The sequence below is a fragment of the Pseudomonas sp. MWU12-3088 genome, from assembly GCF_023242405.1.
GTDB classification, from domain to species: domain Bacteria; phylum Pseudomonadota; class Gammaproteobacteria; order Pseudomonadales; family Pseudomonadaceae; genus Aquipseudomonas; species Aquipseudomonas kribbensis.
Genome location: NZ_JALJEA010000001.1, coordinates 1,044,373 through 1,071,058 on the forward strand (window position 1 = coordinate 1,044,373; position 26,686 = coordinate 1,071,058).

Annotated in this window: 28 protein-coding genes; 10 read left to right on the plus strand and 18 right to left on the minus strand. The window is 59.0% G+C overall.

Translation table 11 applies throughout. The annotated features are described in order from the left end of the window. Nucleotides 1–123 precede the first annotated feature (123 nt). Both M5B98_RS04690 and M5B98_RS04695 read right to left on the minus strand, forming a co-directional pair. The gene (locus M5B98_RS04690) at nucleotides 124–321 is read right to left on the minus strand and encodes a hypothetical protein (protein WP_248741989.1); all 198 of its coding nucleotides are present in this window, start codon (nucleotides 319–321) and stop codon (nucleotides 124–126) included. A 5-nt stretch (nucleotides 322–326) separates the two neighbouring features. After that, a complete protein-coding gene (locus M5B98_RS04695; protein WP_085711422.1) occupies nucleotides 327–797 on the minus strand; it encodes a hypothetical protein in 471 nt (156 codons plus the stop codon). Between the two features lie 406 nt (nucleotides 798–1,203). Between M5B98_RS04695 and M5B98_RS04700 the strand changes: the two genes are divergently transcribed. After that, nucleotides 1,204–1,452: a hypothetical protein gene (locus M5B98_RS04700; protein WP_248741990.1), complete on the plus strand. Its 249-nt coding sequence runs from the start codon at nucleotides 1,204–1,206 to the stop codon at nucleotides 1,450–1,452. Nucleotides 1,453–1,458: 6 nt separating this feature from the next. On the opposite strand, the gene M5B98_RS04705 is transcribed toward M5B98_RS04700, so the two are convergent. The 3 genes from M5B98_RS04705 to M5B98_RS04715 form a co-directional block, all read right to left on the minus strand. Then, on the minus strand, nucleotides 1,459–1,662 hold the full coding sequence (locus tag M5B98_RS04705) for a hypothetical protein (protein ID WP_085711424.1): 204 nt from the start codon (nucleotides 1,660–1,662) through the stop codon (nucleotides 1,459–1,461). A 113-nt stretch (nucleotides 1,663–1,775) separates the two neighbouring features. Continuing rightward, nucleotides 1,776–3,380 (minus strand): methyl-accepting chemotaxis protein, encoded by a 1,605-nt coding sequence (locus M5B98_RS04710; RefSeq protein WP_248741991.1) that lies wholly within the window; start codon nucleotides 3,378–3,380, stop codon nucleotides 1,776–1,778. 227 nt (nucleotides 3,381–3,607) lie between these two features. Beyond that, the gene (locus tag M5B98_RS04715) at nucleotides 3,608–4,012 is read right to left on the minus strand and encodes a TraR/DksA family transcriptional regulator (RefSeq protein ID WP_007935965.1); all 405 of its coding nucleotides are present in this window, start codon (nucleotides 4,010–4,012) and stop codon (nucleotides 3,608–3,610) included. 410 nt (nucleotides 4,013–4,422) lie between these two features. Between M5B98_RS04715 and M5B98_RS04720 the strand changes: the two genes are divergently transcribed. The 4 genes from M5B98_RS04720 to M5B98_RS04735 all read left to right on the plus strand — a co-directional run bounded on the left by M5B98_RS04720 (nucleotide 4,423) and on the right by M5B98_RS04735 (nucleotide 7,200). After that, a complete protein-coding gene (locus M5B98_RS04720) occupies nucleotides 4,423–5,028 on the plus strand; it encodes a glutathione S-transferase (RefSeq protein ID WP_248741992.1) in 606 nt (201 codons plus the stop codon). A gap of 2 nt (nucleotides 5,029–5,030) precedes the next feature. Beyond that, complete coding sequence (locus tag M5B98_RS04725) at nucleotides 5,031–6,137, plus strand: DNA alkylation repair protein (RefSeq protein ID WP_248741993.1); 1,107 nt, start codon at nucleotides 5,031–5,033, stop codon at nucleotides 6,135–6,137. Between the two features lie 44 nt (nucleotides 6,138–6,181). Continuing rightward, the gene (locus M5B98_RS04730; RefSeq protein ID WP_248741994.1) at nucleotides 6,182–6,682 is read left to right on the plus strand and encodes a DUF3916 domain-containing protein; all 501 of its coding nucleotides are present in this window, start codon (nucleotides 6,182–6,184) and stop codon (nucleotides 6,680–6,682) included. 137 nt (nucleotides 6,683–6,819) lie between these two features. After that, a complete protein-coding gene (locus tag M5B98_RS04735) occupies nucleotides 6,820–7,200 on the plus strand; it encodes a GFA family protein (RefSeq protein ID WP_248741995.1) in 381 nt (126 codons plus the stop codon). Nucleotides 7,201–7,248: 48 nt separating this feature from the next. Here the strand turns inward: M5B98_RS04735 and M5B98_RS04740 are convergent, their stop codons facing one another. From M5B98_RS04740 to M5B98_RS04755, 4 genes are read right to left on the minus strand one after another with little or no spacing between them, the layout of a single operon-like run. Further along, entirely contained in the window at nucleotides 7,249–7,905 is a 657-nt protein-coding gene (locus M5B98_RS04740) for a DUF2931 family protein (protein ID WP_248741996.1), read from the minus strand. 10 nt (nucleotides 7,906–7,915) lie between these two features. Further along, nucleotides 7,916–8,572, minus strand: coding sequence for a DUF2931 family protein (locus tag M5B98_RS04745; RefSeq protein WP_248741997.1), 657 nt, complete (start codon nucleotides 8,570–8,572; stop codon nucleotides 7,916–7,918). Nucleotides 8,573–8,582: 10 nt separating this feature from the next. Further along, a complete protein-coding gene (locus M5B98_RS04750; protein WP_248741998.1) occupies nucleotides 8,583–9,239 on the minus strand; it encodes a DUF2931 family protein in 657 nt (218 codons plus the stop codon). After that, entirely contained in the window at nucleotides 9,239–10,780 is a 1,542-nt protein-coding gene (locus M5B98_RS04755; RefSeq protein WP_248741999.1) for a phospholipase effector Tle1 domain-containing protein, read from the minus strand. The genes M5B98_RS04750 and M5B98_RS04755 overlap by 1 nt, the downstream gene beginning before the upstream one ends. A 118-nt stretch (nucleotides 10,781–10,898) precedes the next feature. On the opposite strand from M5B98_RS04755, the gene M5B98_RS04760 reads away from it, so the two are divergent. Further along, nucleotides 10,899–11,300, plus strand: a complete 402-nt coding sequence (locus tag M5B98_RS04760; RefSeq protein ID WP_248742000.1) for a hypothetical protein — start codon at nucleotides 10,899–10,901, stop codon at nucleotides 11,298–11,300. Between the two features lie 66 nt (nucleotides 11,301–11,366). Here the strand turns inward: M5B98_RS04760 and M5B98_RS04765 are convergent, their stop codons facing one another. Further along, entirely contained in the window at nucleotides 11,367–11,729 is a 363-nt protein-coding gene (locus M5B98_RS04765; protein WP_248742001.1) for a DUF6124 family protein, read from the minus strand. Nucleotides 11,730–12,243: 514 nt separating this feature from the next. Here M5B98_RS04765 and M5B98_RS04770 point away from each other — a divergent pair. Beyond that, complete coding sequence (locus M5B98_RS04770; protein ID WP_248742002.1) at nucleotides 12,244–12,822, plus strand: DUF4337 domain-containing protein; 579 nt, start codon at nucleotides 12,244–12,246, stop codon at nucleotides 12,820–12,822. Between the two features lie 65 nt (nucleotides 12,823–12,887). Here the strand turns inward: M5B98_RS04770 and M5B98_RS04775 are convergent, their stop codons facing one another. The 6 genes from M5B98_RS04775 to M5B98_RS04800 form a co-directional block, all read right to left on the minus strand. Next, nucleotides 12,888–14,126 carry a DUF2599 domain-containing protein gene (locus M5B98_RS04775; RefSeq protein WP_248742003.1) on the minus strand — a complete coding sequence of 413 codons (1,239 nt, stop codon included), beginning with the start codon at nucleotides 14,124–14,126 and terminating at the stop codon, nucleotides 12,888–12,890. A 61-nt stretch (nucleotides 14,127–14,187) separates the two neighbouring features. Next, the gene (locus M5B98_RS04780; RefSeq protein WP_248742004.1) at nucleotides 14,188–15,876 is read right to left on the minus strand and encodes a DUF2599 domain-containing protein; all 1,689 of its coding nucleotides are present in this window, start codon (nucleotides 15,874–15,876) and stop codon (nucleotides 14,188–14,190) included. 86 nt (nucleotides 15,877–15,962) lie between these two features. Next, nucleotides 15,963–16,448: a GNAT family N-acetyltransferase gene (locus M5B98_RS04785; protein WP_248742173.1), complete on the minus strand. Its 486-nt coding sequence runs from the start codon at nucleotides 16,446–16,448 to the stop codon at nucleotides 15,963–15,965. 13 nt (nucleotides 16,449–16,461) lie between these two features. Beyond that, nucleotides 16,462–16,677, minus strand: a complete 216-nt coding sequence (locus tag M5B98_RS04790) for a DUF4287 domain-containing protein (RefSeq protein ID WP_248742005.1) — start codon at nucleotides 16,675–16,677, stop codon at nucleotides 16,462–16,464. An 85-nt stretch (nucleotides 16,678–16,762) separates the two neighbouring features. Further along, a complete protein-coding gene (locus M5B98_RS04795) occupies nucleotides 16,763–18,025 on the minus strand; it encodes an MFS transporter (protein ID WP_248742006.1) in 1,263 nt (420 codons plus the stop codon). A 99-nt stretch (nucleotides 18,026–18,124) separates the two neighbouring features. Beyond that, nucleotides 18,125–19,012 (minus strand): LysR family transcriptional regulator, encoded by an 888-nt coding sequence (locus tag M5B98_RS04800; protein ID WP_248742007.1) that lies wholly within the window; start codon nucleotides 19,010–19,012, stop codon nucleotides 18,125–18,127. A gap of 133 nt (nucleotides 19,013–19,145) precedes the next feature. Between M5B98_RS04800 and M5B98_RS04805 the strand changes: the two genes are divergently transcribed. Together M5B98_RS04805 and M5B98_RS04810 are read left to right on the plus strand one after the other, a co-directional pair. Further along, nucleotides 19,146–20,792 (plus strand): GMC family oxidoreductase, encoded by a 1,647-nt coding sequence (locus M5B98_RS04805; protein ID WP_248742008.1) that lies wholly within the window; start codon nucleotides 19,146–19,148, stop codon nucleotides 20,790–20,792. Nucleotides 20,793–20,862: 70 nt separating this feature from the next. After that, nucleotides 20,863–22,485: an MFS transporter gene (locus M5B98_RS04810; protein ID WP_248742009.1), complete on the plus strand. Its 1,623-nt coding sequence runs from the start codon at nucleotides 20,863–20,865 to the stop codon at nucleotides 22,483–22,485. A 48-nt stretch (nucleotides 22,486–22,533) separates the two neighbouring features. On the opposite strand, the gene M5B98_RS04815 is transcribed toward M5B98_RS04810, so the two are convergent. Together M5B98_RS04815 and M5B98_RS04820 are read right to left on the minus strand one after the other, a co-directional pair. Then, on the minus strand, nucleotides 22,534–22,902 hold the full coding sequence (locus M5B98_RS04815) for a DUF427 domain-containing protein (protein ID WP_114883767.1): 369 nt from the start codon (nucleotides 22,900–22,902) through the stop codon (nucleotides 22,534–22,536). A 154-nt stretch (nucleotides 22,903–23,056) separates the two neighbouring features. Then, entirely contained in the window at nucleotides 23,057–24,463 is a 1,407-nt protein-coding gene (locus M5B98_RS04820; RefSeq protein WP_248742010.1) for a serralysin family metalloprotease, read from the minus strand. A 279-nt stretch (nucleotides 24,464–24,742) separates the two neighbouring features. Between M5B98_RS04820 and M5B98_RS04825 the strand changes: the two genes are divergently transcribed. Next, a complete protein-coding gene (locus M5B98_RS04825) occupies nucleotides 24,743–26,686 on the plus strand; it encodes a DNA topoisomerase III (RefSeq protein WP_248742011.1) in 1,944 nt (647 codons plus the stop codon).

The window sequence follows — 26,686 nt, forward strand, 5'->3', positions numbered from 1 at the left end:
TGCACCTCGTGCTGTTCACAGCAATAGCAGGATGGCCTGACAGAAGACCACAAGCCTCTGAATACTCAGTCAACTGACTGTAGACGAGGTTCCTGCTTTTTCAGGGGCATGCCACGGGCGAGGCTACTTTTCAGACATTTCCTGCAAGCGTTGAAGCTCGCGTCTGACCATGCTGGCGTATTCCGCAGGCTGCAAAGCGTAGACCTGCGAGGCGACCCAACCGAGCCAGGCACCCTTCAATTCGGCTTTCGCATCGAACAGGCGCCGGGCTTCATCGCGGGCGCTGTCGAGGTTCTGCAAATGGAAATCGGCGCGACTCACAGCCGTCACTCGCTGGCCTTGAAGGTCACCAATTCGCCCTTGCGCCACTTGGCGGCCTTGGCGGTAACGGCTTTCAGAGTCTTGGTCAGGCCTTCCTGCAATTGCTCATTGGCGGCGAACACAGTGACTGCGCTGTGGCCTTCCTTGAACACGATGGCATGGCCGTCGGCCGTGCTGACGAAGGCATAGTCGCCAAGACCGTACACAGTCATCTTGATCTCGCGAAAACGGATGTCCATCTTGCCGCCTTCACGGCTGGGCAGTACCGAAGCGCTGAAGTGATCGCCGACCTTGAGCTTGAGGCCGGGCTTGTCATCGACCACCAATGCGCTTTCGGTGTCGATTTCGGCAACGTAAATGCCTTCGGCGTTTTGCTCGGTGATGTAAACAAAACGCGATTGAAACTGCTTGACCAGCTTTGCCCGCAAATCACCCAGCACGAACAAAGCATGCATATCGAGGTTACTGACTGCCAAAGAAACATCCCCACACTTGAAAGAGTGCCACGCGCGAAAAACGCGCACGACGTTGAAAACGGCCAGGCCGATGGTGTTGCGCAATGACTCGAATAAAAGCCTGAACGGGCAAAGTGCTTGTTCAGCGCGAGGTTCACAAGACTACTGGAATGGCGCTCGCGAAACCTGCAAAGACGTTCTCCAAATGTTGAAGGAAAAAGCTTCACGGTTTGCCAGAGAAAACTGACTACAAACTTTAGGGAAAATACTCACCAAGAAAAGCACTTTTCCGACATATCGCACGCAAAAAATTGCTTTAGATAACGCCATGCCGTCAACAGGTGTTGGCGATTCTAGAGCAGCGACGCTGCTCGCGACTACCCGCAACCGTCTGTAAATGCGGGTCAATCCATGAAAAGGACTTCATATGTGCACTTTGACGCATTTTGCCGCGGCTTACGAACAACCCTTTGTCTTGAGTACCCCAGGCCTTGGCACTGACGCCGCACCAGAGTCATGTGGCCGGGAACCGCGGTTTCAAGTGATTCCGGCCGGTAACGCCTTCTTCCATATCAGGGAAAAGTCGACCGGCCGTGTAAGAGGTTTCCGTGAGGATCACAACGCTGCCTGTGCCCTCGCCCGCTCGCTGGAATTACGGGTGGCCCACGATCATTAAACGCAATCAGTGCAGGCTGCTACCGGGCTCGTCTTTCAACTGCGCGAGCCACGCAGCCCTGCATTCTTCAGCCTCGTCACGACTGGCGAACGCCGTGCCCCGCCGCTCACCGTTGAGCAACACCACCCAGCAGACACTTTGCCCCATCGCACGCAGCCCAGCCGGAACACCGCTGCCGATCATCACCGCGACATCGACTCTGCATTGCATGCTGACCTCCCAACTTCATTAGCTACCTAACTATACAGGCATGTTAATGATTTGGATCAAGGGGAAACAGCAACGCGCGTGCACAGCTTCATTGCAATTCCGGCAACAATGCTTCAGCGCGGATTCTCGGGTTTGTACCCAAGGCGCAGCCCGCCCCAGTGCCGCCCCTTGACCATGATCGGTACCGACAAGTCGTGCATCAGCTCGCCGGTATCGCGGGTGTAGGTCTGCAACAGCACCGGTTGCTGATGACTGCCACAGCGAATGCCGGTGCGGTCGGCGAACTTGCGCTTGGTGCGGTTGTGCACGGTATCGGCCTGCACATCACCGGTCAGCGGCTGGCTGAATGCCTGATTGTGGGTCGGCACATAACCCTGCTGAGTGCAGGCGATGGCGAACACCAGACCTTCGTGGCGCGGCAGCAGGGGCTCCTGAATCGCCGGCAGCACTTGATCGGTGTAGCGGTCAAAACGGGTCTGGAACTTGGCAGGCTGAGTGTTCGGGATCGGCTGATACTGGCGGTCGAACAAGTCCTCGAGACTGATCCGCCCTTGCTCGACATCGGCCTCGAAACGCGCGGCTATCTGTCCCGCACCTTCACGGGCCAGGTCGTAGATGCGCTGGTGATAATCATCCAGCCCGACTTCGGCCAGACGCTCGCTGATGGTTTCCGCCTGCCCTTCCATCTGCACCGCGGCTTCGGCCAGGCGCCGGGTCTGTTGGTCGCTGATTGCCAGATCGCTGCGCATTTGCTCGATGGCGGTGAACAGGCTGTCAAGCTGTTCGCGATTGGTTTCGGCGCCCCGGGCGATTTCGCCGACCTGGGTTTCAACCCCGGCCGCCAGTCGCGCGATGTTTTCCAGGTGCTGACCGGTGTGTTCGACCTGCTCGACACCGGTGTGCAAATCGTCGGAGAGCTGGCGGATCTGCTCCACCACCTGCGCCGTACGCTGCTGAATGTCGGCGACCATTTCGCCCACTTCACCGGTGGCCGTCGCCGTCCGAGCGGCGAGACCACGCACCTCATCTGCCACCACCGCAAAACCGCGACCATGCTCTCCGGCCCGGGCCGCTTCGATGGCAGCGTTCAGTGCCAGAAGATTGGTCTGGCTGGCGATGGACTGAATCACCAGGGTCACGCGCTGAATGTCGTCGCTACGCTCGCTCAAGGCTTCGATCAGTTCACGACTGGCATTGGCGCGTTGACTGAGTTGATGCATGCGCGAAATGGAGTCGACCAGCTCGGTGCGCCCCGCTGCACTGCTGTGATGGGCTTCGCTCGCGGCGCCCAAAGCTTCGCGGCTGAGTTGGGAAGTGGCTTGTTCCGTGGCGATCATCACTTCGGCGTTATTGACGATCTGTGCGGCAGCATCGAGTTGCGATTGCAGCTTGCCGGCCAGCTCCTTGACGGAAAACGCCACGCCGGCGGCTGACAGCGCGTTATGACTGGTGGTGTAGGAAAGATCGCGAGTCAGCTCGGACATCGCGTTGCTGCTATCGACCGGCTGCTCATCGGGGACAGCACGGGAGCGCAGGCGCGGCAGCCAGACAATCAGCACCGCCAGCGGCATGCCCACGTATAACGGCCATTCGCCGAAGGTCATCCCGGCCAGCAACAGCATCAGGGCGATGCTTTGCAGGGTCGGCGACAGCCAGCGATTCTTCGGCAAAACAACTGGTGCGGGCAGAGCCGCAACCAGAGATCCATCTCTCGTCATTTTGTTACCCCACGCTTGTTCTCATTGTTGTGACTGCATTAAACGCCACTACAAGGCCATTATCCATGGTCCGTTAGTCGTGGGTCTGTGGCAGGTCAATGGAACGGCACGGGGATTTCCAGCAGACGAAAAAAAGCAAAGATCGCAGCCTTCTGCCGCTTTAAAAAAAGCTGCAGAAGGCTGCGATCTTTTCGCGACGACCCGCATTGAAGGGGTCGCCTCAGGAATCAGGCCTGACGCTGGTGCTTGTCGATCTGCTCGTGACGCTCTTGAGCTTCGATGCAGTACTTGGTGGTCGGGCTGATCAGCAGGCGTTTCAGGCCGATAGGCTCGCCGCTGTCGTCGCACCAGCCAAAGCTGTCTTCCTTGATACGCTCAAGGGCTTGTTCCAGTTGAGGCAGCATGCGCTGGTCGCGATCGATCGCGTTTACCAGCCAGGTGCGCTCTTCTTCCACCGAGGCGGCGTCCGCCGGGTCGGCCGGGGTGTCCAGGCTCTCGATGGCAATACGGTTTTGCTCAATGCGCTCGTGGGTTTCGACTTTCATGTTCTGCAACAGCTCGCTGAAGAAAGCGTGTTGCTCGGCATTCATGTAGTCATCTGCCGGCATGGCCAGCAACTTGTCCTTTGTCATTGATATCTCTATAAAAAAACGTGCATTAAGGCGAATTAGGGAGCGTTCCGGCGAACCGCCTGCGGTCATCGGAAAGGCATCGTTTATTGCAAACGCCACCCGGCACTCAATTTACGAAGGGGCGGCAGTCTAAGGCCCGTTTGAGGCCTCAGCAACTCTAAATAGCGGGAATTTGTCCGACAAAGCCCGGAAACGGCTCTGACGCAGGCTTCACGGCGCTCATCGGAGTGCGTTTATAGCAAGAAATTCAGTCGAGCGGCTGTATATAGAAGACAAACGGCGGATGAGCGGCGCTTTGTCGCATTTCTTTACAATCGCCGACGGCAGAAACAACCCGCTTTCAGGACTGACAATCTCCCCAACCTCGGCTACGTTATGCCCTCCCCCGGTTTGACTTGAAGGAACGCGTCATGAAACTGATCGGCATGCTGGACTCCCCATATGTGCGCCGCGTGGCGATCTCCGCCAGGTGTCTGGGGATCGAACTGGAACACGACCCGGTGTCGGTGTTTCGCCACTTCGAGCGTTTCCAGCAGATCAACCCGGTGGTCAAGGCGCCGACCCTGGTCCTCGACGACGGTGAAGTGCTGATCGACTCGACGCTGATCCTCGACTACCTCGAAGCCCGGTCCGGCAAAACCCTGCTGCCTACCGACCTCACCCAACGGGTAAAAGCCCTGCGCCTGATCGGCCTCGGCCTCGCCGCCTGCGAAAAAGCCGTGCAGCTCTACTACGAACGCAACCTGCGCCCGGCCGACATTCAATATCAGCCATGGGTCGAACGCGTCGAAGGCCAACTCGCCGCCGCTTTCACCGCCCTCGAACATGAACTGCAAAAACATCCACTGCCCACCGATGGCACCCTCCAGCAGGACGGCATCACCCTCGCCGTCGCCTGGAGCTTCACCGGACTCGTCGTCCCCGACCAGATCGACGCCCAACGCTTCCCGCGCATCGCCCAGTACACCGCGTACGCCGAAGGCCTCGAAGCGTTCATCAGCACCCCGATGAACTGATCATGAGCACAACCGAAACCGCCGCCCCGGCCCTGAAAGAAATCTTCAACGCCGAGCGTCTGCAACACATCGCCAGCGAAATGAGCGCCGTGTACCCGGCGTTCAAGGCCAAGGCCTTTCTCAAGCACGCCAACGACGGCCTCGCCGACCTTTCGGTCATGCAGCGCATGGCCCGCGTCAGCGAAAGCCTGCACGCCGTGCTACCACTGGACTACACAGATTCCCTCGCCGTACTACGCGAACTCGCTCCACGCCTGAACAGCGGCTTCGTCAGCATGAGCCTGCCGCACTACGTCGCGAGCTACGGCGCGCACGCGTTCGACACCTCTATGGAAGCCTTGAAGTACTTCACCACTTTCGGCTCCTCCGAATTCGCCATCCGCCACTTCCTGCGCAGCGACCTGGAACGCTCGCTGGAATTGATGCACGACTGGACCCGAGACGAAAACCACCACGTCCGCCGCCTCGCCAGCGAAGGCAGCCGCCCTCGCCTGCCATGGTCGTTTCGTCTGGAGCCGGTGCAGGCTGATCCGCGCCTGGCCGCCAGGATTCTTGATCGGCTGAAGGCGGATGAGAGTTTGTACGTGCGCAAGTCAGTGGCGAATCATTTGAATGACGTGACCAAAGAGCACCCGGAGTGGGTGCTGGATACGGTTGAGGGTTGGTCGCTGGAGAACAGGCACACGGCCTGGATTGCCAAACATGCGTTGCGGAGTCTGATCAAACAGGGCGATATGCGGGCACTCACTGTTATTGGTGCTGGGGCCAAGGCTGAAGTTGAATTGCTGGATGTGAAGGTTGAACCGGCGGTTGTGCGGCTTGGGGAGACGATCACTTTGTCATTCACCGTGCGGTCGTTGGTTCCGGTTGAGCAACGGTTGGTGATTGATTATGCGATTGACTATGTGAAGGCGAATGGCGGGACTTCGGCCAAGGTTTTCAAGTTGAAGACGTTGGTGTTGGCGGGGTTTGGGAGTGAGGTTGTGGCGCGGCGGCAGGTGATCAAGGATTTCACTACGCGCAAGCACTATGCGGGGGAGCATGCGGTGCATGTAACGATTAATGGGGAGCGGTTGGGGACTGCTGCCGTTAACATCCTCGTTTCATAAATATAAAAAATAGTTTGGTCATCAAGCCACATAAGGATATCCCCTTGCGAAGATTGTTCCTCAGTAACAAAAAAGTCCGAAACATCCCCCGTCACCTCCGCTCCTTGGAGCACTGGGCCGCGAGTTTTAGCGGCGAGTTCCATCCTCGCAGCGATGAGCAAGAGCGTTACACACACTGGAAAATCCCGGTACTCAACAACCTCGTTCAAGGTCCGCAAGCACGTATCGAAGTGCAGGCCTTCTGTGTTCAGCAATTGCTCGAAGCAGCGGCTCATCTTTCCCGCGCAGCGGATCGCAGCCAAGGTTACTACCGCATTGCCTGCCTGGTGGTATGGCCCTGGTTACACCAAAGCGAAGTGACAGTGTTCTATGACCGTGAGTACTACTTTAGTTTTCTGGGGCAGCATAACTCGCTTGCCCCGATACACTTGAGCGATAGGCTCGCGCTGAATGTGCCCGAGCAATTCATTGAGCATGGGCATGATGTAACCCAGGACGATGATGAAGTCGACGTTCAGTGGTGGTGTATCGGGGAGCACGCCTGATCAGTAACAGCCTGTTGTCCGGAATGCTCCTGGCGGAAATTTTAATTTCCCGAATCTCAACTTCAGGCATCAAGTGATCGGTCGACTGATCAGACTGAGACGGTTACGCTGACGTTTTTCACCTGAACGGAATGCGTATGTCAGAGGTGTACCAGGGAAGCTGTTTGTGCGGAGCCGTCGGTTACGAATTAATCACCTCACCAAAAGCAGTTAGCCATTGCCATTGCAGTCAATGTCGTAAAGGTCACGGGGCCGCATTCGCTTCGTACGGCAGTGTTCCGCAAAGCACACTTCGCATACTCCGTGGCTCCGCCAGCATTAAATCCTATGTTTCTTCGGAGACGGTATTACGCGAGTTCTGCTCGGAATGCGGTTCGACTTTGTTCTGGTCACGATCACAAGGTGAGTTTGCCGACTGGGTTTCGATAGCACTGGGCACGCTCGATACGCCATTCCTGCCTGAAAAGCAGAAGCACGTTCATACCGACTCTGCAGCTCCTTGGTATATATCTGTTTAGTCCTCAAAAAGTGGGGATGGATTTTTCCCTACTCCTGACCTTCAAGAATTACCAACTTTCGTACGGAATACCGAATTTATCGATATAGCGCTTGGACTTTTCACTGACCGGATATGCGTAACGCCCTTCATTCTTGCCCTGACTAGGTCCCAACGGCTCGATCTCGGCTTGGGCTCGGGCCACTTTCACCGGATGGTGGCACGAGTCTCTGACCCAAACCTGCACGACACCACCAGGCGCCAGCCCCAGATAGATCGACGCCAAATATCTTGCTTTTTGATCAGGCGTCTGCGGGCAACGCTGATTGGTAGATGACACCATCACTTGCCTGGCCTCCTCAGGAATGTCCACCCAAGCCTGCCATGTCTTCTGCTCTACGATGGATTGCCAGCGGACGTAAATACGAATGGGAAGGTCGGCACCCACCACTTTCCTTCCACTGCCGCCAACGCCCTTCCAACCCTTGGCAGACTCTGTGCCGTCTTCAGGCTCACCGCCAGCGGCTGTGCCGCCGCCAGTCCTGGAGAAGACTTTGCCGGTGATATCTTGGACAGAGCTATCTTCCACCCAGACCTTCATGTAGTCCGGCTCAATAAAAGCCATCTCCCACCATTCGGACTTAGGATCATTTTCGCCTGACAACGGATCAGTCAAATGACAACCAGCAATCAACAGCAGGCATAGCAAACTTATGAATGGCCTCATTTGCTGACAGCTACCAACTGCCGTATGGAATGCCAAATTTCTCGATGTAGCGTTGCGACTTCTCACTCACCGGATATGCGTAACGACCTTGGTTCTTACCCTGACTCGGACCTAGCGTCTCGATCTCGGCTTGGGCCCGTGCTACTTTCACCGGATGGTGACACGAGTCTCTAACCCAGACTTGTACAACCCCACCTGGTGCCAGCCCCAGATAGATAGAAGCGGAGTAACTCGCTTGCTCCTTTGGAGTTTCCGGGCAACGCTGATTGACCGAAGTCTGCATTAGTTGTCTGGCCTCCTCGGGTACGTCCAACCAGACACGATAGGTCTGAGGTTCGACTATCGATTGCCACCTTACGTAAATGCGCTTGGGGAGATCGGCACCAATCACTGGCTTTGCAGCAGCACCCACCGCGTGCCAACCTCGTGCAGACTCTTTACCGTCCTCAGGCTCCCCGCCAGCGGCCGTACCTCCCCCCGTACGCTTGAACAGCTTGCCGTTTATATCTTCGACGGCGCTGTCCTCCACCCACACTTTCATGTAGTAAGGCTCAGTAAACGCGAGCTCCCACGACTCGGACTTAGGGTCGTTTTTGGCAGACAACGCGGTCGCCGGCTGGCATCCAGTCATGAATAAAGCACAAAACAAGGCTATGAGTCGCTCCATCGACTGACCGCTACCAGCTCCCATACGGGATACCGAATTTCTCGATGTAGCGCTTAGCCTTGTCATTGACTGGATACGCGTAACGTCCTTCGCTCTTCCCCTGACTAGGCCCTAACGGTTCGATCTCTGCTTGCGCCCGAGCGACCTTGATCGCCTTATGACACGAGTCTTTAACCCAAGCCTGCACTACCCCGCCGGGTGCCAGCCCCAAGTAGACCGACGCCATAAACCGCGCCTCTCGTTCAGGTGTTTGCGGGCAACGTTTGCTGGTGGATTCCACCATCAAATGCCTGGCGTGTTCTGGAATATCCACCCAGGCTTGCCAAGTTTTCTTTTCAACGATTGACTGCCATCGAACATATATCCGAACGGGAAGATCGGCACCCACCACTCGTTTTCCGCTGCCGTCCACGACTGACCAGCCGCGGGCCGAATCGGTGCCGTCCTCAGGCTCGCCACCAGCTGCGGAGCCGCCATTGGCCTTGAAGTAGACCTTGCCGGTAACGTCCTGCACAGAACTGTCTTCCACCCAAACCTGCATGTAATCAGGCTCAATGAATGCCAGTTCCCACCATTCGGATTTGGGGTCGTTTTTTCCTGATAGAGGGGCAGCGGACTGGCAGCCAGCCACGAACAAAGCGCAAAACAGGGTGACGAGTAATTTCATTACCAGAGCGTCCAGTCAGGTACGTGAGGATGTTGTACGCGAATCGAGTCTGCGGTAGGAGCATTGATGTAGACCGCTCGCATTCCACTACCGTCTCTGCGGCCAAGGGGATGATTCCAGTTTGCGGACGTGTGAATGTACTTCAGTTTCAACAGCTTTTCTTCTTGAGGAGCAACGCTGTAGTCGCCCGCTAAGAACCGATCACACAATGCTTGAAGCTCTGAAGGAACAGCCAGCTCAGGTGTATCCGGAATGTCTTTAAAGCGAACGCCCTTCTCTTTCGCCAGCTGGTGCATCAAGCGCAGATACACCCGGGAGAGCATCCCACTCACTGGACGTTTTAGCTGAACGGCGGCGTACACGCGCTTCAGGCGTGGACTGAGCCGATCGTCTAATGCATTCGTCAAGGGCAGCGCGGCGGGAGTGACAATCTCCAGCATTTCCGCAGGCCAGCCTTTGGCGAGCAACTGATCCTTTACTATCTCTGCATCACGGTAAATCGAAGTTGTCACAACATCAGTATTCTGCGACACGTCCAGGCTTTGCATTGGACTGACAAGCACATTCTCTTGTGCTTCTTCGAGGTAACCACCACCGAGGTCGGAATGAACTCCCGGTAAAACGATTTCCAGGTGATCAGGTTTGACGCGACTCAAAGCGAAATTCGCCCGGCATTCATCGCGGGCAGTCAGCTGGACGACATCAGTGAAATAGCGACGATCCAGGTACAACCTGATGCCAGTGGCAACAGGGCTTTTGATATTGCCCAGATTCGACCATCCGGCAATCGAGGGTACGGTGTCGAACAGACCAATGAAGCCCATATTGATGCTGCTTTTGTATTGGTCATTGAAAGTAGAACTAAATCCCCTTGCACTACTGCGCATCACATCCCCAAGGGGGCCCTGCTTTCCGCGTGCAATTTCGTTAGCAAAATGCCGAGCGGCAGCAGCACCACGGCTGAAACCGAACGTATCGAATGTCAGAGAAGTAATTTCGCTGTCAGGATGACTAGCCAGTATCCCTTCAATACGCAGTTTGATCTCTGAAAACGAAAGCTGAACACGACCTGCAACCCCAGTCTCACCTCGACCAGTGCCAGCCCCAAACGTGCTGTCCTCCATGCCTGAGCGAGTGCCGATCCCCTCGACATACACCATGCGGAAGGCTTGCTTCTGCGAACCCTCGCCTTCCGCTTTCTGAGGTGCGTAGTACAAGTCACTCAGTTTCTGCACATTGCTGGTGTCGTTACCGTAGCTGCTGTCCGGATCTTTCATGAACGGCTTGCAACTGGCATCAATATCTTTAGCCGCAATCGGATGATGAGCGCCGCACAGAAGTCCGGCCGCAGCGTTGTTGGCATTGTTCCCCGTACCATCGAAGAACACTCCGATCCGCAGGGCTATGCCGATTTTTTCAGGCTCACGCGCAGGCTCTTTCCCGTGTTTCTCATACTCCGCCCAACGCTGGGCATGAATATCGACGGGTTTGGTGCCTGTGTTGCGGAAATTTTTTGGCGGGTTGGGAATGTAGCCACTCAATCCTTGATTCCTTGTTCTGATCCTTTGAGAACGGACCGGAGGGTGACAGTCGAAGCGAGGTGGCGCAAAGCGTGGCCCTGTGCCAGCGCTTGGCTTCCTGCAATGGTGGCGCCACGCCATGAATGATAAGGTTCACCCTCAAAATCACGGACGACACCTCGTGCACAAACAATCTCTTGCTGCAGCAGCGATAACCTTCTCCATCAGTCTTTCCGCTCTTGCCTCTCCTGTTCCGCAGGAAGAACTCGAAGAGTGTCAGCGAATAGAAAACTCGGCCAAACAGGTCATGAAAAGCCGGCAGCAAGGCGCGCCCATGGATTCGGTGTGGGAACTGGCCGAAGCGGCAGGCAAGCAGAGCGAGTATGTGGGTGAATTGTTCAAGACGCTGATTCGCGAGGCGTACGCGATTCCTCAGTACTCAAGCGAGAGCTTGCAGCAGAAAGCGATCAGCGATTTCCATTCCAATTTCTACAAGGCCTGCATCGTGACGGCGCAAAAGCGAGCAGACGCCAACGGCTGAACTCAGGAACAACAACGGGAGCAGATTCAGGTAATGGATCTGCTCCCTTTTACTTGAGGACAGCCTCTACGCTTTCAGCTCTACCTTATCCAGCGCCTGATTCACGGCCAGCCCCGCGACCATGACCACTTGTGCGATGCCCAGTGCGGTTTTGCGGTGGGCGGGTTCGAGGATGGCGGCGAAGTTGCTAAGCATTTCGCTGGCCGAACCGAGGGATTCGCTGGCGTTGGCCAACAGGGATTCGCTGTTGTAGGCGGGGTTGGCCAGGAACATGGGATCGTGTGTGGTGTGGCTGCCCATGATGCGTTGTTGCGGAGTGAGGTAATGGTCGAGGGCGCGTTCGGCGGCTTCGTTGAGGGTTCGGGAATCGGGGAATTTGTATGGGGAGACCGGATCGGTTTCTGGCGGATTCGGTGTTGGTTTGATCATGGTGAAACTCCTGATTTTGATTAGGAGCTACCAGCATCACTTGCAGATGATGGGTGGCAGCCAAGTGCGGGTCTGCAAGACCGGGAAACCAGGCACCCGGCAGACCCGAGGGTCTCCCGCACAAAGCCGCCATTGAGCGGACACAAACGAGCGTCCTTTTGGCAGGGCTGTGCGACTGGTTTTTCCGGCGGGCTTGCAGACCCGATCACTGATAAGCAGTGACGGGAATCAAGTTACGGAGGGAGCCCCAGACGCACAAGCCGGCGGATTCTGTCTTAGGTGTAGGGCGTGGCGCAAGGCGTTGTGGGCATCGGGATGTGACGAGAGGCCTCGCATAAACAGGCCACGTATTCCGTGTTTAATGTCTGACAAAAAAGACTGTTTCGCAGTCCGACGGGAATACGTAAATCAGTTCGTCCGCTTTCATCCAGACACCACCAGTCCCCTGTGTCTAAAAAACCGGCCACCCTGCATAATCCGCGCAAATTCCTCCATCAATCCAAGTCCGACCGTCATGCCTGAAGAGTTCGAAGTCCCCAGTCCTCACGAGCAACACGTTGAACACACCACCCATCACGCCCACGCAAAAGGCGATCGCTTTGCCAGCAAGATTGCGGTCATGACGGCGATCATGGCGACGGTCGGCGCACTGATGAGTTATCAGGCCGGCTCGACGGAGAGTGAAGCGGCCATGGACAAAAACAACGCGGCCATTCAGAAGACCGAAGCCGCCAACGAGTGGAACTACTACCAGGCCAAGTCCAGTCGGCAGAATCTGTCGGAGCTGGCCAGCCATCTTCCGGGGCTGGATTCCGCTCATTATGTTGCCGAGGCGCGGCGCTATGCGGAGCAAAAAGAGGAAGCCCGAAAAAAGGCGGAAACACTTGAGCAGCAGGCGAAAGAGTGGGACGAGAAGTCAGAGCAGGTCCTGCATCAGCATCACCGCTGGGCCCAGGCCATGACCGCTATTCAAATCGCCATTTCACTGGCGGCCATCACTCTGCTGACGCGCAAGGAATGGCTCAGACGCGTCTCGTTTGGCGCGGCGGGTTTGGGGGTCATGCTGGGCTCGCTGGCCTGGTTGCATATTTGAGTCTTGAAAATCCTGCCGGCCAACACCAAAGGCTCGGCAGGCAGGATCCCTGCCCTTCAATAACCTCAGAAAGGATTACACCGCTGAGCCACCGCCGTCGCCTGATCCACATACGGCCGCGCAGGCTCAAGGTTCCACTCCGGCTTGTTTCTCACAGGCTTGCCATCAAACGTCGCCGCCAGGTGACAAACCATCTGCCGGCGCATCGAGCCGCCATTGACGCTGTACATCCGCCATTGCTCATCGTCTTTGTGTTTGTTGTACAGCTCGGCAAACATCCGGTCGGTCTGGTCATCCTTGATCGCGCGTCCGCAAGCGGTCGGCACGACTTGTAGCGACCAGGTTTTCGGCCCGAGTTTCGGGTCGTCGCGCTGGGCCCAGGTGCTGGACTCGATGTACTTGTCGCAGAACTGTTGCGCCGGTGGCGCTGCGGTCTGGATACAGGAGAACGTGGCTTTGCCGTTGGGGGTTTTCGGGAAGTCGATCTTGACGACGTTGCGGTCCTTGCCGGTCCTGGCTTTGTAGTCGCGCTGGTTGGCCAGGGCGTCGTTCAAACCTCGTTGGTCGCTGTAGAAAAAGGCCAGGATCGGCAGTTCGTCGGTCTTCGGATTGCCCAGGCGCAGTTCGGTCTGAGTCTGGAATTCACGGGTGTTGATGACGCGCCGGGCGCCCATGAAGTTCTGGAAGGCGTTGACCCGATCCTGGCTGCTCATCGGGTTGCGCATGTTGAAACCGCATTGCAACTGGTCTTGCTGGCGGTTGTTGTTGAACTTGGTGAAGTGCGCGACCCAGGCATTGACGTTGGTGATCGGCGAGGCCATGGACTGGCAGACCGCTTCGGTCTGGCTGGTGTTCTTGTTGTTGCCGCAGCCACGGTCGTCACGGAAGTCGGTCCAGGCATCGTTGGGAAACGCGCAGTAGACGTGAACCGGGGTTTCCGGGTCGCGCACCATGTCGACCGGGGTGATGATGTAGCCGTTCTGGGTGCTCATGCCGGGGTCTTCGTAGCTGATGCCATCGGCCCGCATGTAGGACGCGGCGAACGTGCCCAGTTCTACCGCTTTGGGGCTGGGGTTCCAGACATCCCACTTCTGCCCTTTTGCCGGATCGGCGCGATGAGTGCCACGAATCAGCAAACCCGAACAGTCCGATGCCGGGTCTTTGCCGCAACTGGCGGTGGTGTTGTTGTACAAGGTTTCAACGCGTTTGAGCGTGTCTGCGCACGATTCGGCACTGGCCGAAGTCGCTTGCAGGAACAACGGCAACGCAAGCAGCGGGACGATCCTGTTCCAGCGTTCTTTCATGACGTGTTTCTCCCTGATTGTTCTGCTCGACTTCCCTGTTTGATAACGATGTCCGACGGCATTAACGCACCACCGGATTGCACCCCGCCGCCCGGGTCTCGGCGTCCGAAAGCGCAGGCCGGAAGGGTTCAAGATTCCATGGCGTCTTGGCGCGGTAATTCACCAGTACGCAGTTCAATTGCTGGCGCATGCTGCCGGCGGATTTCTCGTTGCTGCGCCAGTTGTCATCGGCACCTCTGAGGGCGAACAGCTGCTGGTACAAGGCATCGATCTGCTCGTTGGGCAAAGCGCGCCCGGCAGCGGTAGGCACGACGCTCAAGGTCCACTCGTCCTGACGGGTGCCCGGGTCGTAGCGTTTGACCCAGTCGGCAGAAGCGATGTACTGCGGCACCTTGGCCGGCAGCGGGTTGCAACCGGCCTTGGCGGCTTCCTGTGGGCTGACGACGGGGCGGAACGGCTCCAGGTTCCACTCGGTCTTGCCCGGATAGCTCTGCACCAGACAACTGAGTTGCTGACGCATGCTGCCGGGAGATTTTTCGTTTTCGCGCCACTGGCTGTCGGCGCCGCGCAGGGCGAACAGTTCCTTGTACAACGCTTCCTGATCGCTGGCCTGAATCGCCTTGCCCTCGGCGGTGGGCGTGACATTGAGCGTCCATTCGTTCTTGCCGGTGCCGGGATCGTGTCGCTCCACCCAATTGGCCGACGCAATGTAGCGAGAGGTCACAGGAGCAGGCTGGCCATTGCCGGCAACCGATAGATCGATCGCCTGATCCGCCGCGACATAGCTGAAACGCTGCTCCGGCGGCTTGGTGAAGTCCAGCCGCAGGATCGGCACGCTGTAGCCCTGGGCCTGGAGTTTTTTCTGGAAATTGCGCGCACTGTTCAGGCCGTTTTCCGGTTTGGGCGGCGCCTGATCGCCACGGGTGGCGAAGTTCTGCGTGCTGTTGACGTTGTAAATGAAGGCATCGATGTACTTCATGTTTTCGCTGCCATCGTTGGTGGCCGAGGCATTCTTCAACATGAATTCGTTGACCTGCGCACTGAAGGCGAACGGGTCTTTGTTGGTGGTGTTCACCCGCGATTCGTGGACGCGGATCATCGCGTTCCAGTCGCTGGGTTTCTCCGCGTTCCAGGAGCACTGGCTGTACTGGATCGGCCCTTTCATCAGCCCGGTGTATTTGCTGGTCCACTGTTCGGCGGTGTTCACGCCCGCTTCTGCGCAGGTGCCGTAGGCCAGTGCGGCGTTCCTGTTGTTCATCGGTGGCTGGGCGGCGCGCGGCGGTTCGCGGCTGTCGAAAAAACCGCAGCCATACCACTTGCGCTCGGGCCCGGTGCCGCCATCGAAAGCGTAGATGCAAGTGAAGCCCTGCTCCTTGACCGGCAGCTTCAACGCCGCCGCATCGGTAGGTGTGCGAAGGATCAACCCGGCCGGGTGAATGAGGATCCGCGTGCTCAGATCCTTGCGAATCCACGAGTAGGACGTCGCGCCGATCTTGATCGCGTAAGGGCTGTAGTCCCACGGGTTGAACGGCCCGTCGTTGACCATGCGCAGGGTCACACCGCTGCAGTAGTAATGCCCGCGAGCGGCGCCGGTGTCGGGCTCCTGGCAGGAGTCTTTGAGGGTGTTGTAGTTGCGGTTGATGCGGTTGAGGGTTTCCAGCGGATCAAGCGGCGGCTGGGCCGCCACGGCGCTGAATGCCAGGGGCAGAAACAGGCTCAGGATAAAAGGCGAACGAACGGCTGCACGCATAACCGACACTCCTTGTCGTGCGAGATGACACTTCCATGAACAGCAGCGTAGTAAGCACAACCCTGACGGTCAAACCGATCGGGCTATCAGGCCTTATTTCTGCAACGTCTCATGTGAATCAACGCGGTTCTCCCACCTCCCGGCGAAGCACGCTCCTCGATATCAAACGGTACAAATCCGAGCGTCGGATACAGCAGCAACCCGGCCGTGTTTTCATTGAAACAGGACAACTGCACTTCCTTCGCCTCCCAACGTTCGAAGGCCAGCTCAGTCATGGTCTCGACAATAAATCGCGCCACACCTTTGCCCCGGGCACTCGGCGCCACGATCACATTGCCAATGCAGCAAATGCCCTGGCGCTCGGCGCGATAGAAGTTGGCGAAGCCGACAATCTTGCCATCGGCCTCGACCACCGTGGAGTCGAAACGCTGACTGATCGCGGCGCTCATCTGCGCCTCCGTCAACGGAAACTCCGCCTTCGGGAACATGAAATACAACTCCTGAACGCCTTGCGGAAAACCGCAGATGGTTTTGACGTCATCGGCCTTCACTGGCCTGTGTTTCAAGTTCATGGCTGCCCTGCCCTCACTTTTTAACGCTGGCCAGATGATGGGCAACCAGTGCGTTCGCATGCCCGTGACCCATGCCGTGCTCGGTCTTGAGCCAGGCGACCTGTTCCATGTGTTTTTTGTCGGTGATACTGGCGAGAAGCTTCAGCCAGTGATCGATGGGCTGGCCGTACTTCTTTTCAATTGAAGGAAAGTAGGATGCCGGGCCTTTTATTTTGGTGTCGTCGGTCATGTTGCAATCTCCCTGTTTGCGACGGCGTTTTATGAACCCACAGATTGAAGGTCAGGTTGGCCGTGCAGTCCAGTGCGAGAATGCGTCAGGGCGCAACGGTCGGCGGCGCAGGGCCTTGCAACCCGTTGGCTTCAGCACTAGAACGTGACACCGTCTCCGGCACCGCCAGCCAAAGCAGCACCAGCGCCGCAATCGCCACACCTGCCAATGTCAAAAACGCAGCACTGTACCCCGCCTCCTGAACCACAACCCCCGCCAGGCTGTTGCTCAACGCCGCGCCCAAACCAAACACCGTCGAAATCGCCCCGAGGCTGACGTTGAAGTGCCCGGTCCCCTGCGTCAGGTCTTTCACCACCACCGGAAACAGCGCGCCGAAAATCCCCGCGCCGATACCATCGAGCAGTTGCACCGAAACCAGCCACCACGGGTCGTTGGACAGCACATACAACACGCCACGCAGCGGCAGAATCAGGAACCCCGCCAGCAGCAACGGTTTGCGCCCCCACAGATCGGCCTTCGCGCCCACCAGCAACGCGACCGGCACCATCACCATCTGCGCCGCGACGATACAGGCGGACGTGAGCGGCGTAGCCATCTGCAGATTGGCTTGCGCCAGTTTCTGACTCACCAGCGGCAGCATCGCCGCGTTCGCCAGATGAAACAGCGCACAGCAAATCGCGAACATCAGCAGCGGCCGGTTGGTAAGCAACACGGAAAACCCCGAAGGCTGCTTGCCCTGCCCCGCTTCGCTGGGGGAAAGACCTCGGGCGAGATCGTGGTCAATGGCATCGGCCGATACGAACGAGACGGCAATCACACTGGCCAGCGCCATGACCGCCATCAAATAAAACACCGCGACCGGGCCGAACAGATACGCGGACAAACCGGCCAACAGTGCGGCGCAGGCGTTGCCGGCGTGGTTGAAGGTTTCGTTGCGTCCGGTCCTTCGCGTGAAGGCGCGAGGCCCGGTAATGCCGAGGGTGATCGCGCAGATGGCCGGGGCGAAGATCGAAGCGGCAGCGGCACTGATGGCTTGCGTCAGGGCCACGAGGCTGAATGAGGCCACGAACGGCAGCAGCAGACAACTTCCGGTGACCACCAGCGCGGCAATCGCAATCAGCGCCCGTTTGAAGCGTGTGCTGTCAACCAGCGCGCCCGCCGGGGTCTGGGTGATGAGCGCGGCGATCCCGGCCATCGTCATGACCAGCCCGATACTCGCCGGCTCCCAGTGGTGAACTGCCAACAGATAAATCGCCAGATAAGGACCGAGCCCGTCGCGTACGTCGGCGAGGAAGAAATTCAGGCTGTCGAGGGACAGGTTATTGCGGCGATCGAGGTGAGTAGCCACGGCAAGCATCTTCGTTGTGGAGGTTCTGCGAGATGACTCAACCTCTGCAAATCGAATGACCTTTTGCGGGGGATTTTAGTTGCATGGAACAGCCGCCCTTTACGGGCCCATCAACAGTTCGCGCTCGCCTTCACACAGCCCTACCACATAATCCCAAACCACCCGCAACCGCACCGACTTGTGCAACTCCCGCCGTGTACTGATCCAGTAACTGCGCTCGATGCTCTCATCCGGCAACAGCGCCACCAGGTCCGGATCCGACGCCGCCATATAACAAGGCAGCACCGCAATCCCCAGCCCCGAACGTGCCGCCTGCTGCTGGGCGATCACGCTGGTGCTGTGAAACACCACGCGCGGATTGCGGCAGAAACTGTTGAGGAACATCAGTTCCTGGCTGAACAGCAGATCATCGACGTAGCCGATCCACGCATGCCGGCCAAGATCCTCGCGGGTACGCAGTGGTGGCGCATCGTCGAGATAAGCTCGGCTGGCATAGAGCGCAAGCCGGTAATCGGTGAGTTTGCGGGTGACCAGCATGTCCGCCGCCGGCCGTTCCAGGTGAATGCTGATTTCCGCCTCTCGGTTGAGGATGCTGACGAAGCGCGGCACCGCCACCAGTTCCACTTCCAGCCCCGGATAGCGCTCGAACAGCCCGATCATGCGGCTGGCGAGAAACATGATGCCCAGCCCCTCCGTCACGCCGACGCGGATCTTGCCCAGCGGCGCCGTGGACTGGGTGATTTCTTCCTGGGCCAGCAGCGCGACGTTTTCCATGGCCTCGGCATGCTTGAGCAGCGCTTCCCCCGCCGGGGTCATTTCGTAGCCTTGGGCGTGCTGGACGAACAGCGCGGTGCCGAGGCTTTTTTCGATGGCTTCGATATGCCGGGCGACGGTGGCGTGCGTGGTGTTCAGGCGGCGGGCGGCGGTAAGCAGTCGGCCGCTGCGTTGCAATTCGAGAAAGAACCGCAGGTCGTTCCAGTCGAACATGGCTTGTCCTTGTCGGCTATCGTCAGAAAGCGCTGTTTGAAAACGCACAGCGGCTGCGCAAAAACTAACATTCTTTTGACGAAAGCTAACAACTAGGATGACTGACAACAAAAACAATAAGCGAGGTCAGGGAATGCAGACTTCCCTCGATGAATTCGATTACATCGTGGTCGGCGCCGGGCCGGCCGGGTGTTTGCTGGCCAATCGGCTGTCGGCGGATCCGCAACGGCGCGTGCTGTTGCTGGAGGCCGGCGGGCGCGACAACTACCCGTGGATCCACATCCCCGTGGGTTACCTGTTCTGCATCGGCAACCCGCGCACCGACTGGTGCTTCAAGACCGAAGAACAACCGGGCCTCAATGGCCGCGCGCTGAGTTATCCGCGCGGCAAGGTGCTGGGCGGTTGTTCGTCGATCAACGGCATGATCTACATGCGCGGCCAGGCCAACGACTACGACCGCTGGGCCGCCGAGGGCAATCCGGGCTGGGCCTGGAACGACGTGCTGCCGCTGTTCAAACAGAGCGAAAACCACTTCGCCGGCGCGGCGGATTTTCATGGTGACAAAGGTGAATGGCGCGTCGAACGCCAGCGCCTGTCGTGGCCGATTCTCGATGCGTTCCGCAGTGCTGCCGAACAGAGCGGCATCGCCAGCATCGATGACTTCAACCAGGGCGACAACGAGGGTTGCGGTTACTTCCAGGTGAACCAGAAGGCCGGGGTACGCTGGAATGCGGCGAAGGCGTTTCTGAAGCCGATCCGCGACCGGGCCAATCTCACGGTGTTGACCGACGTCGAAGTGGATCGCGTGCTGTTCGAGGACGGTCGCGCCTCGAAAGTCAGCGCCCGTTGGCAGGGTCAGGTGAAAAGCTTCAAGGCGCGCAAGGAGATCGTGTTGTGCGCCGGCTCCGTGGGCTCGCCGAGCATTCTGCAACGCTCCGGAATCGGCCCTCGTCCGCTGCTTGAAAAACTCGGCATCGGCGTCGTGCATGAACTGCCGGGCGTCGGTGGCAACCTGCAGGATCACCTGCAACTGCGGCTGATCTACAAACTGGAAAACGCTCGCACCCTCAACCAGATCGCCGGCAGCGTGTGGGGCAAGATGGGCATGGGCCTGCGCTATCTGTACGACCGCAGCGGGCCGTTGTCGATGGCGCCAAGTCAACTGGGCGCGTTTGCCCGTTCGGGGCCGGAACAGACTTCGGCCAATCTCGAATACCACGTGCAGCCGCTGTCGCTGGAGCGTTTTGGCGAGCCGTTGCACAGCTTCCCCGCATTCACCGCGTCGGTGTGTGATCTGCGGCCGCAGAGCCGTGGCCGGATCGAGATTCGCTCCGCCGATCCGCAAGCAGCGCCGTTGATTCAGCCCAATTACCTCAGTCACCCCGAAGACCTGCGCGTGGCCGCCAACGCGATTCGTTTGACCCGGCGCATCGTCAGCGCCCCGGCCCTGCAAGCCTTCAACCCGGTGGAATACCTGCCCGGCGCCAGCCTGCAAACCGAGGAGCAACTGCACGAGGCGGCGGCGAAGATCGGCACGACGATTTTCCACCCGGTCGGCACCTGTCGCATGGGCAACGACGCGGACGCGGTGGTCGATGCGCAGCTGCGCGTGCATGGCGTACCCGGTCTGCGGATTGCCGATGCCTCGATCATGCCGCGCATTACCTCCGGCAACACGTGTTCGCCTACGCTGATGATTGCTGAAAAAGCGGCACAGCTGATGCTCAACCCCGAGACCAGGAACATCACACCGAAAACGGAAATGGCCCACACCCTGTAGACATCGCGCATCACCCGGACACGCAACACCAGTGGAAACAACAAAAACAATCACTGTGAGGGATACCGATATGTCAGAACACGCTCAGCCGCTGGATGCCGTGCGCAGCACGGACGCCAGCCCCGATACCCGAAAGGTCATCTTCGCCTCGTCCCTGGGGACGGTGTTCGAGTGGTATGACTTCTTTCTCTACGGCGCCCTGGCGGCGGTGATCAGCAAGCAGTTCTTCGCCGGGGTCAACGACACCACGGCGTTCATCTTCGCGCTGATGGCATTTGCCGCGGGCTTCATCGTGCGGCCGTTCGGGGCGCTGGTGTTCGGTCGGTTGGGGGACATGATCGGGCGCAAATACACATTCCTTGCAACCATCATCCTGATGGGCGTGGCGACGTTCGCCGTGGGCCTGCTGCCGACCTACGCCAGCATCGGCATCGCAGCGCCGATCATTCTGGTGGTGCTGCGCATGCTTCAGGGCCTGGCCCTCGGCGGCGAGTACGGCGGCGCCGCGACTTACGTGGCGGAGCACGCGCCGATCGGCAAACGGGGTTTCCATACGAGCTGGATTCAATCCACCGCCACCCTTGGTCTGCTGCTGTCGCTGCTGGTGGTGCTCGGTTGCCGTTATTTCACCGGCGATCAGTTCGAAGTCTGGGGCTGGCGCATTCCGTTCCTGCTGTCGATCGTGCTGCTGGGCATTTCCACCTGGATTCGCCTGAGCCTGCACGAATCGCCCGCGTACCTGAAGATGAAAGAGGAAGGCAAGGCCAGCACGGCGCCGATCCGCGAATCCTTCGGCAAATGGGAAAACCTGAAAGTCGTGCTGATCGCCCTGTTCAGCATCAACGCCGGGCAAGCGGTGACCTTCTACGCTGCGCAGTTCTACGTGCTGTTCTTCCTCACCCAATTCCTGAAAATGGACCCGGCGGTGGCCAACAGTCTGCTGATCATCAGCGTAGTGATCGGCGCGCCGTTCTTCATCATTTTCGGCTGGCTGTCGGACAAGGTCGGGCGCAAACCGGTGCTGATGCTCGGCCTGCTGCTTGCTACTGCGCTGTACTTCCCGATCTTCAAATCCCTGGCCCATTACGCCAACCCGACCATCGACCACGCCAGCCAACAGGCGCCGATCACCGTAGTGGCCGACCCGGCCACCTGCACCTTCCAGTTCGATCCGGTGGGCAAGGCCAAATTCGACAGCCCGTGCGACAAGGTCAAGACCTTCCTGGTCAAGCAGGGCCTGCCCTACTCCAGCGTCGCAGCGCCGGCCGGCAGCGCGGTACAGGTGAGCGTCGGCGATGTGAAACTCGACGGCTTCGACGAGGCCGCCCTGCGCGGCGCAATCACCCTCGCCGGCTACCCGCAACAGGCGGACATGCAGCAGATCAACAAGCCGATGATCGTGGCCCTGATCGTCGCGTTGATCATCATCTCCGCCATGTGCTACGGCCCGCTTGCGGCACTGATGGTCGAACTGTTCCCGACCCGCATCCGCTACACCTCGATGTCCCTGCCGTACCACATCGGCAACGGCTGGTTCGGCGGTTTCCTGCCGACCGTGTCGTTTGCGCTGGTGGTGTACACCGGGGATATTTTCTATGGCCTGTGGTACCCGGTGCTGATTACCGGGGTGAGTCTGGTGGTGGGGATGATCTGTCTGCGTGAGACGAAGAATATCGACCTCGACAAGAACTGATCCTGAAGCCTGTGGCGGGGGTTTCAGGCCCTCGCCACAACCGGCCTGTCAGAGCTCCGGACCCAGCAATTCAAACTTCACCTGATCGGGATAGAACGCAACGTAATCCTTGATCTGGCTGACCGAAATCTTCGGATGTTCGTACGTCCACACCGCGTTCGCCCCTTCATGTCCGGGCACTTGCAGACTGAAGTAATTGGCGTCGCCCTTGTACGGGCAATAACTCGTGTGGTCGGTGCGGGCGAAGTATTTTTCGTCGATGTCTTCGCGGGGGATGTAGTAGACCGGCGGGTAATTGGCTTCGAGCAGTACCAGTGCTCGGGCCGAGGCGGCGACCTGGATGCCATGGAACTTCACCAACACACAACCTGGCTGCTCGGCAATGGTGATGACGGGGCTGGGACCGGAGGTTTTCATCGGATTCTCCTGACTGCGGCGAAGAGAGCGCTTCAGGTATAACCCATGCGGCCGGATCACGCCGGGTTCACAGCCGAACGGTTTTTTCCGTTCATAAAAAAAACCGCAGCCGGCGAAGGCTGCGGTTTCCGGTTTCAGACTTTCAGTTATCAGATCAGGCGACGATATCGGCCGCCACAGCCTGCCCCACCACGCCCACGGCGAAGTCCACCGAACCCTGGCCGGTCAGGTCGATCATCAGGCTGGTCTGGTTGGTCTCTGCGAAGTAAGTGAGGATCGCGTCGCCCGCGTGGCCGGTGAAGCCGCTGACGAAGTTCAGCGTGGCCGCGCCGGTGGCGAACCCGGCGATGCCCGACAGGTCGATCTTGTCCAGGCCGCTGGTGAAATCCATGATCCAGTCCGGTGCGGTCATGGTCGAGTCGCTGGCGGCGCCGAACACGAAGGTGTCCGCGCCTTCACCGCCCCACAGCGTGTCACCGCCGCCACCGCCGTAGATGATGTCGTTACCGGCACCGCCGATGAGTTCGTTGGCTGCACTGTTGCCGATCAACAGGTCATTGCCCGAGCCGCCAATGGCGTTTTCCAAGGTCACGCCATAAGCGATGGAAACGTTGCCCACCAGACCACCGACGTCGGAGAACGAACCCTCATTGAGGTTGATCTTCTGGTTCTGGCTGAAACCGGAGAAATCCAGGGTGTCGTTGCCGCCGCCGTCCCATACCGAGAACACCACTTTGGAGGTGTTCGAAGTAGCGCTGTAGTAGTCGCGGTCAGCGTTGGAGTTGAAGCCGTACACGGTGTCATCGGCGCGGGTTTCGAGGTTGGCACCGTAGAGTTTCTGCACGGCGACGATATCGTCCAGCAATGGAGCCGAAGCGTAGGCGCCGCTGCCGCCCTTGCTGAAGTTCTGGTCGGTGTTGGCTTCGCTCCAGTAGCTCATCAGGCTGTAGCCACGGGTGTCTTCGGCGTACTTGGCGTCGTTGTAGGTCGGGTTGCCGTTGCCGGCGTTGTAGGCGCCCGGGTGCGACAGGCCGAGGGTGTGACCGATTTCGTGGGTCAGGGTCTGACGTCCGTAGTTGTTGGTGTCCGGGGTCTTGTTGACCTGGTATTGATCGTTGATCAGGTACCACGACTGGCCGTCATAACTGCTGCCCTGTGGCAGGTAGGCAAACGCCGCGCCGCCGGTGCTGACGTCGTAGTTGCCGAAGGTCATGTGACCGTCGCCGCCCTTGCCTTCGGTGAAAGTGACTTTGGCCACGTCCGACCACGATTGCATCGACAGCACGGCCTGGGCTTTCTGCTGGGCGCTGAACTCGCTGAAGTTGCCGAGTTTCGGGTTGTAGTTCGAAGGTTTGTCAGTCAGGAAGGTGTAAGTCAGATCAATCTTGCCGTCGGCATTCTTGTCCTGCCACGACATGCCCTTGCGCAGGATTTCGTCGGCGGCCTGGTCGGCGGTGAACGACGGTTTGCCGTTGACGGTCCCGGTACCACGGTCATACAGGTGGCTGAAGGTGTCGACCGCGGTGAAGGCGCTGCTGGCCTGGGAGGAAGGTTGAGACATGGTGTACGTCCTTGTTGCTGAAGAGTCAGTGTCAGACAGTAAAACGGCGATCTTCTGGCGAGATCGTCCTGTCACTCGCCCTGTTGAGGCGATTCGAACCTGACACAGTGCCGGTCGTGAGCGCCATTCAATTTCTCGATAGCGTCCCCGATTGCCCCGACGCGGGCTGTCATGACCGGCAATCCTTTTATCTGTATATCCATACAGATAAAAGTTGCCCCGACGCCCAAGTCAGGCCATTCTGTGCGCCTCTTCGGGCAATGATCGACGACGGTGGTTATGCGGCTGTACCTCTGTGAAAAACCTTCCCAGGCCAAGGATATTGCGGCCGTGCTCGGCGCAAAGCGTCGCGGCGACGGCTGCTGGCTGGGAACGGACGTCACGGTGACCTGGTGCATCGGCCACCTGCTGGAAACCGCTCCCCCGGACGCCTACGACGCCAAATACAAGCGCTGGGTGCTGGCGGATCTGCCGATCATCCCCGACAAATGGAAAATGACCGTCAAGCCGCGCACCGCCAGCCAGTACAAAGCGGTCAAGCGCCTGCTCGGCGAGGCCAGCGAGCTGATCATCGCCACCGACGCCGACCGTGAAGGCGAGATGATCGCCCGGGAACTGGTGGAACATTGCCGCTATCGCGGGCCGATCCGCCGCTTGTGGCTGTCGGCGCTGGACGAAGCATCGATCCGCAAGGCATTGGCGGCGCTCAAGCCGGGCGCCGAAACCTTCAGCCTGTATCACTCGGCACTGGGGCGCTCCCGGGCGGACTGGCTGATCGGGATGAACATGAGTCGCCTGTTCACCCTGCTCGGCCGGCAATCGGGCTATCAAGGCGTGTTGCCGGTGGGCCGGGTGCAGACGCCGACGTTGAGGCTGGTAGTGGATCGCGATCGCAGCATTGCCGATTTCATACCCGTCGCGTACTGGGCGATCGATGTGCAACTTTTGCATGACGGCACGGCCTTTACGGCGCAATGGCGTGCGCCGAACGATGCCTGTGACGATCAGGATCGTTGCCTCAATCAGGTTCTCACCCAACAAGCGGCTGCGGCGCTCAACAGCGCTGCCAGCGCCCGGGTGGTCAAGCTGCGCACCGAGCGCATGCGCGAAGTGGCGCCCCTGCCCTTCGATCTCGGCACCTTGCAGGAAGTCTGCTCGAAGAAGCTCGGCCTCGGTGCCCAGGAAACCCTCGACATCGCCCAGGCCCTCTACGAAACCTACAAAGTCATCACCTACCCACGCAGCGATTGCGGTTACCTGCCCCTTAGCCAGCACAGCGAGGCGCCGGGGATTCTTGCGGCGTTGCGTCAGGCCGATCCGGGCCTCGAAGCGTTGCGCGATCATCTGGAGCCGCAGCGCCGCTCCCGCGCCTGGAACGACGCCAAGGTCAGCGCCCACCACGGCATCATTCCCACCGCCGCCGCGAAGAGTCTCGAACGCCTGACCGGCAAACACCGCGCGGTCTACACGCTGATTCGCGCCCGGTATCTGGCGCAGTTCCTGCCCAATCATGAATACGACCGCACCCAGGCCGATTTCGACTGCGCCGGTGAAGCCCTGCGCGCCGTTGGCAAGCAGATCATCGAACCGGGCTGGAAACGCGCGCTGCCGGAAGCACTGACCCCGGCCAAGGGCCGTGAAGCTCCCGCGCCACAAACCCTGCCGACGCTGAGCCAGGGCGCCGAATGTGCTATCGCAGACGTAAAGCTCAAGGACCTGTGGACGCAACCACCCAAGCCCTACACCGAAGGCGATCTGATCAAGGCGATGAAAAACGTCGCCAAACTGGTGGAGGATCCGCTGCTCAAGCAGAAACTCAAGGACACCACCGGCATCGGCACCGAGGCCACCCGCGCCTCGATCATCCAGGGCCTGCTGGATCGCGGTTATCTGGTGAAGAACGGTAAGGCATTGTCCGCCACGCCCGCCGCGTTCAGCCTGATCGACGCGGTACCCAGGGCGATTGCCGACCCCGGAACCACCGCGATCTGGGAACAGGCGCTGGACATGGTGCAGAGCGGCGAGATGAGTCTGGAAGAATTCGTCACCAAGCAGGCCGCGTGGATGAGCAAGCAAGTGACCCGTTGTGCCGGGCTGAGCCTGACCATCAGCGGCTCGCCACCCGCCGGCAAAGCCGCAGCACCGTGGAAGAACAAGCGCAAGACCACCCGGCGCAAAACCACGGGTACCAGCAAACGTTCGGCAAAACCGGCTGCCAAATAG

Coding starts and splice junctions, on each gene's coding strand:
- M5B98_RS04700 (WP_248741990.1), top strand. CDS start 1,204: ATGTGCACTTTGACGCATTTTGCCGCGGCTTACGAACAACCCTTTGTC.
- M5B98_RS04705 (WP_085711424.1), bottom strand. CDS start 1,662: ATGCAATGCAGAGTCGATGTCGCGGTGATGATCGGCAGCGGTGTTCCG.
- M5B98_RS04710 (WP_248741991.1), bottom strand. CDS start 3,380: ATGACGAGAGATGGATCTCTGGTTGCGGCTCTGCCCGCACCAGTTGTT.
- M5B98_RS04715 (WP_007935965.1), bottom strand. CDS start 4,012: ATGACAAAGGACAAGTTGCTGGCCATGCCGGCAGATGACTACATGAAT.
- M5B98_RS04720 (WP_248741992.1), top strand. CDS start 4,423: ATGAAACTGATCGGCATGCTGGACTCCCCATATGTGCGCCGCGTGGCG.
- M5B98_RS04725 (WP_248741993.1), top strand. CDS start 5,031: ATGAGCACAACCGAAACCGCCGCCCCGGCCCTGAAAGAAATCTTCAAC.
- M5B98_RS04735 (WP_248741995.1), top strand. CDS start 6,820: ATGTCAGAGGTGTACCAGGGAAGCTGTTTGTGCGGAGCCGTCGGTTAC.
- M5B98_RS04740 (WP_248741996.1), bottom strand. CDS start 7,905: ATGAGGCCATTCATAAGTTTGCTATGCCTGCTGTTGATTGCTGGTTGT.
- M5B98_RS04745 (WP_248741997.1), bottom strand. CDS start 8,572: ATGGAGCGACTCATAGCCTTGTTTTGTGCTTTATTCATGACTGGATGC.
- M5B98_RS04750 (WP_248741998.1), bottom strand. CDS start 9,239: ATGAAATTACTCGTCACCCTGTTTTGCGCTTTGTTCGTGGCTGGCTGC.
- M5B98_RS04760 (WP_248742000.1), top strand. CDS start 10,899: ATGAATGATAAGGTTCACCCTCAAAATCACGGACGACACCTCGTGCAC.
- M5B98_RS04765 (WP_248742001.1), bottom strand. CDS start 11,729: ATGATCAAACCAACACCGAATCCGCCAGAAACCGATCCGGTCTCCCCA.
- M5B98_RS04770 (WP_248742002.1), top strand. CDS start 12,244: ATGCCTGAAGAGTTCGAAGTCCCCAGTCCTCACGAGCAACACGTTGAA.
- M5B98_RS04775 (WP_248742003.1), bottom strand. CDS start 14,126: ATGAAAGAACGCTGGAACAGGATCGTCCCGCTGCTTGCGTTGCCGTTG.
- M5B98_RS04780 (WP_248742004.1), bottom strand. CDS start 15,876: ATGCGTGCAGCCGTTCGTTCGCCTTTTATCCTGAGCCTGTTTCTGCCC.
- M5B98_RS04785 (WP_248742173.1), bottom strand. CDS start 16,448: ATGAACTTGAAACACAGGCCAGTGAAGGCCGATGACGTCAAAACCATC.
- M5B98_RS04790 (WP_248742005.1), bottom strand. CDS start 16,677: ATGACCGACGACACCAAAATAAAAGGCCCGGCATCCTACTTTCCTTCA.
- M5B98_RS04800 (WP_248742007.1), bottom strand. CDS start 19,012: ATGTTCGACTGGAACGACCTGCGGTTCTTTCTCGAATTGCAACGCAGC.
- M5B98_RS04805 (WP_248742008.1), top strand. CDS start 19,146: ATGCAGACTTCCCTCGATGAATTCGATTACATCGTGGTCGGCGCCGGG.
- M5B98_RS04810 (WP_248742009.1), top strand. CDS start 20,863: ATGTCAGAACACGCTCAGCCGCTGGATGCCGTGCGCAGCACGGACGCC.
- M5B98_RS04815 (WP_114883767.1), bottom strand. CDS start 22,902: ATGAAAACCTCCGGTCCCAGCCCCGTCATCACCATTGCCGAGCAGCCA.
- M5B98_RS04820 (WP_248742010.1), bottom strand. CDS start 24,463: ATGTCTCAACCTTCCTCCCAGGCCAGCAGCGCCTTCACCGCGGTCGAC.
- M5B98_RS04825 (WP_248742011.1), top strand. CDS start 24,743: ATGCGGCTGTACCTCTGTGAAAAACCTTCCCAGGCCAAGGATATTGCG.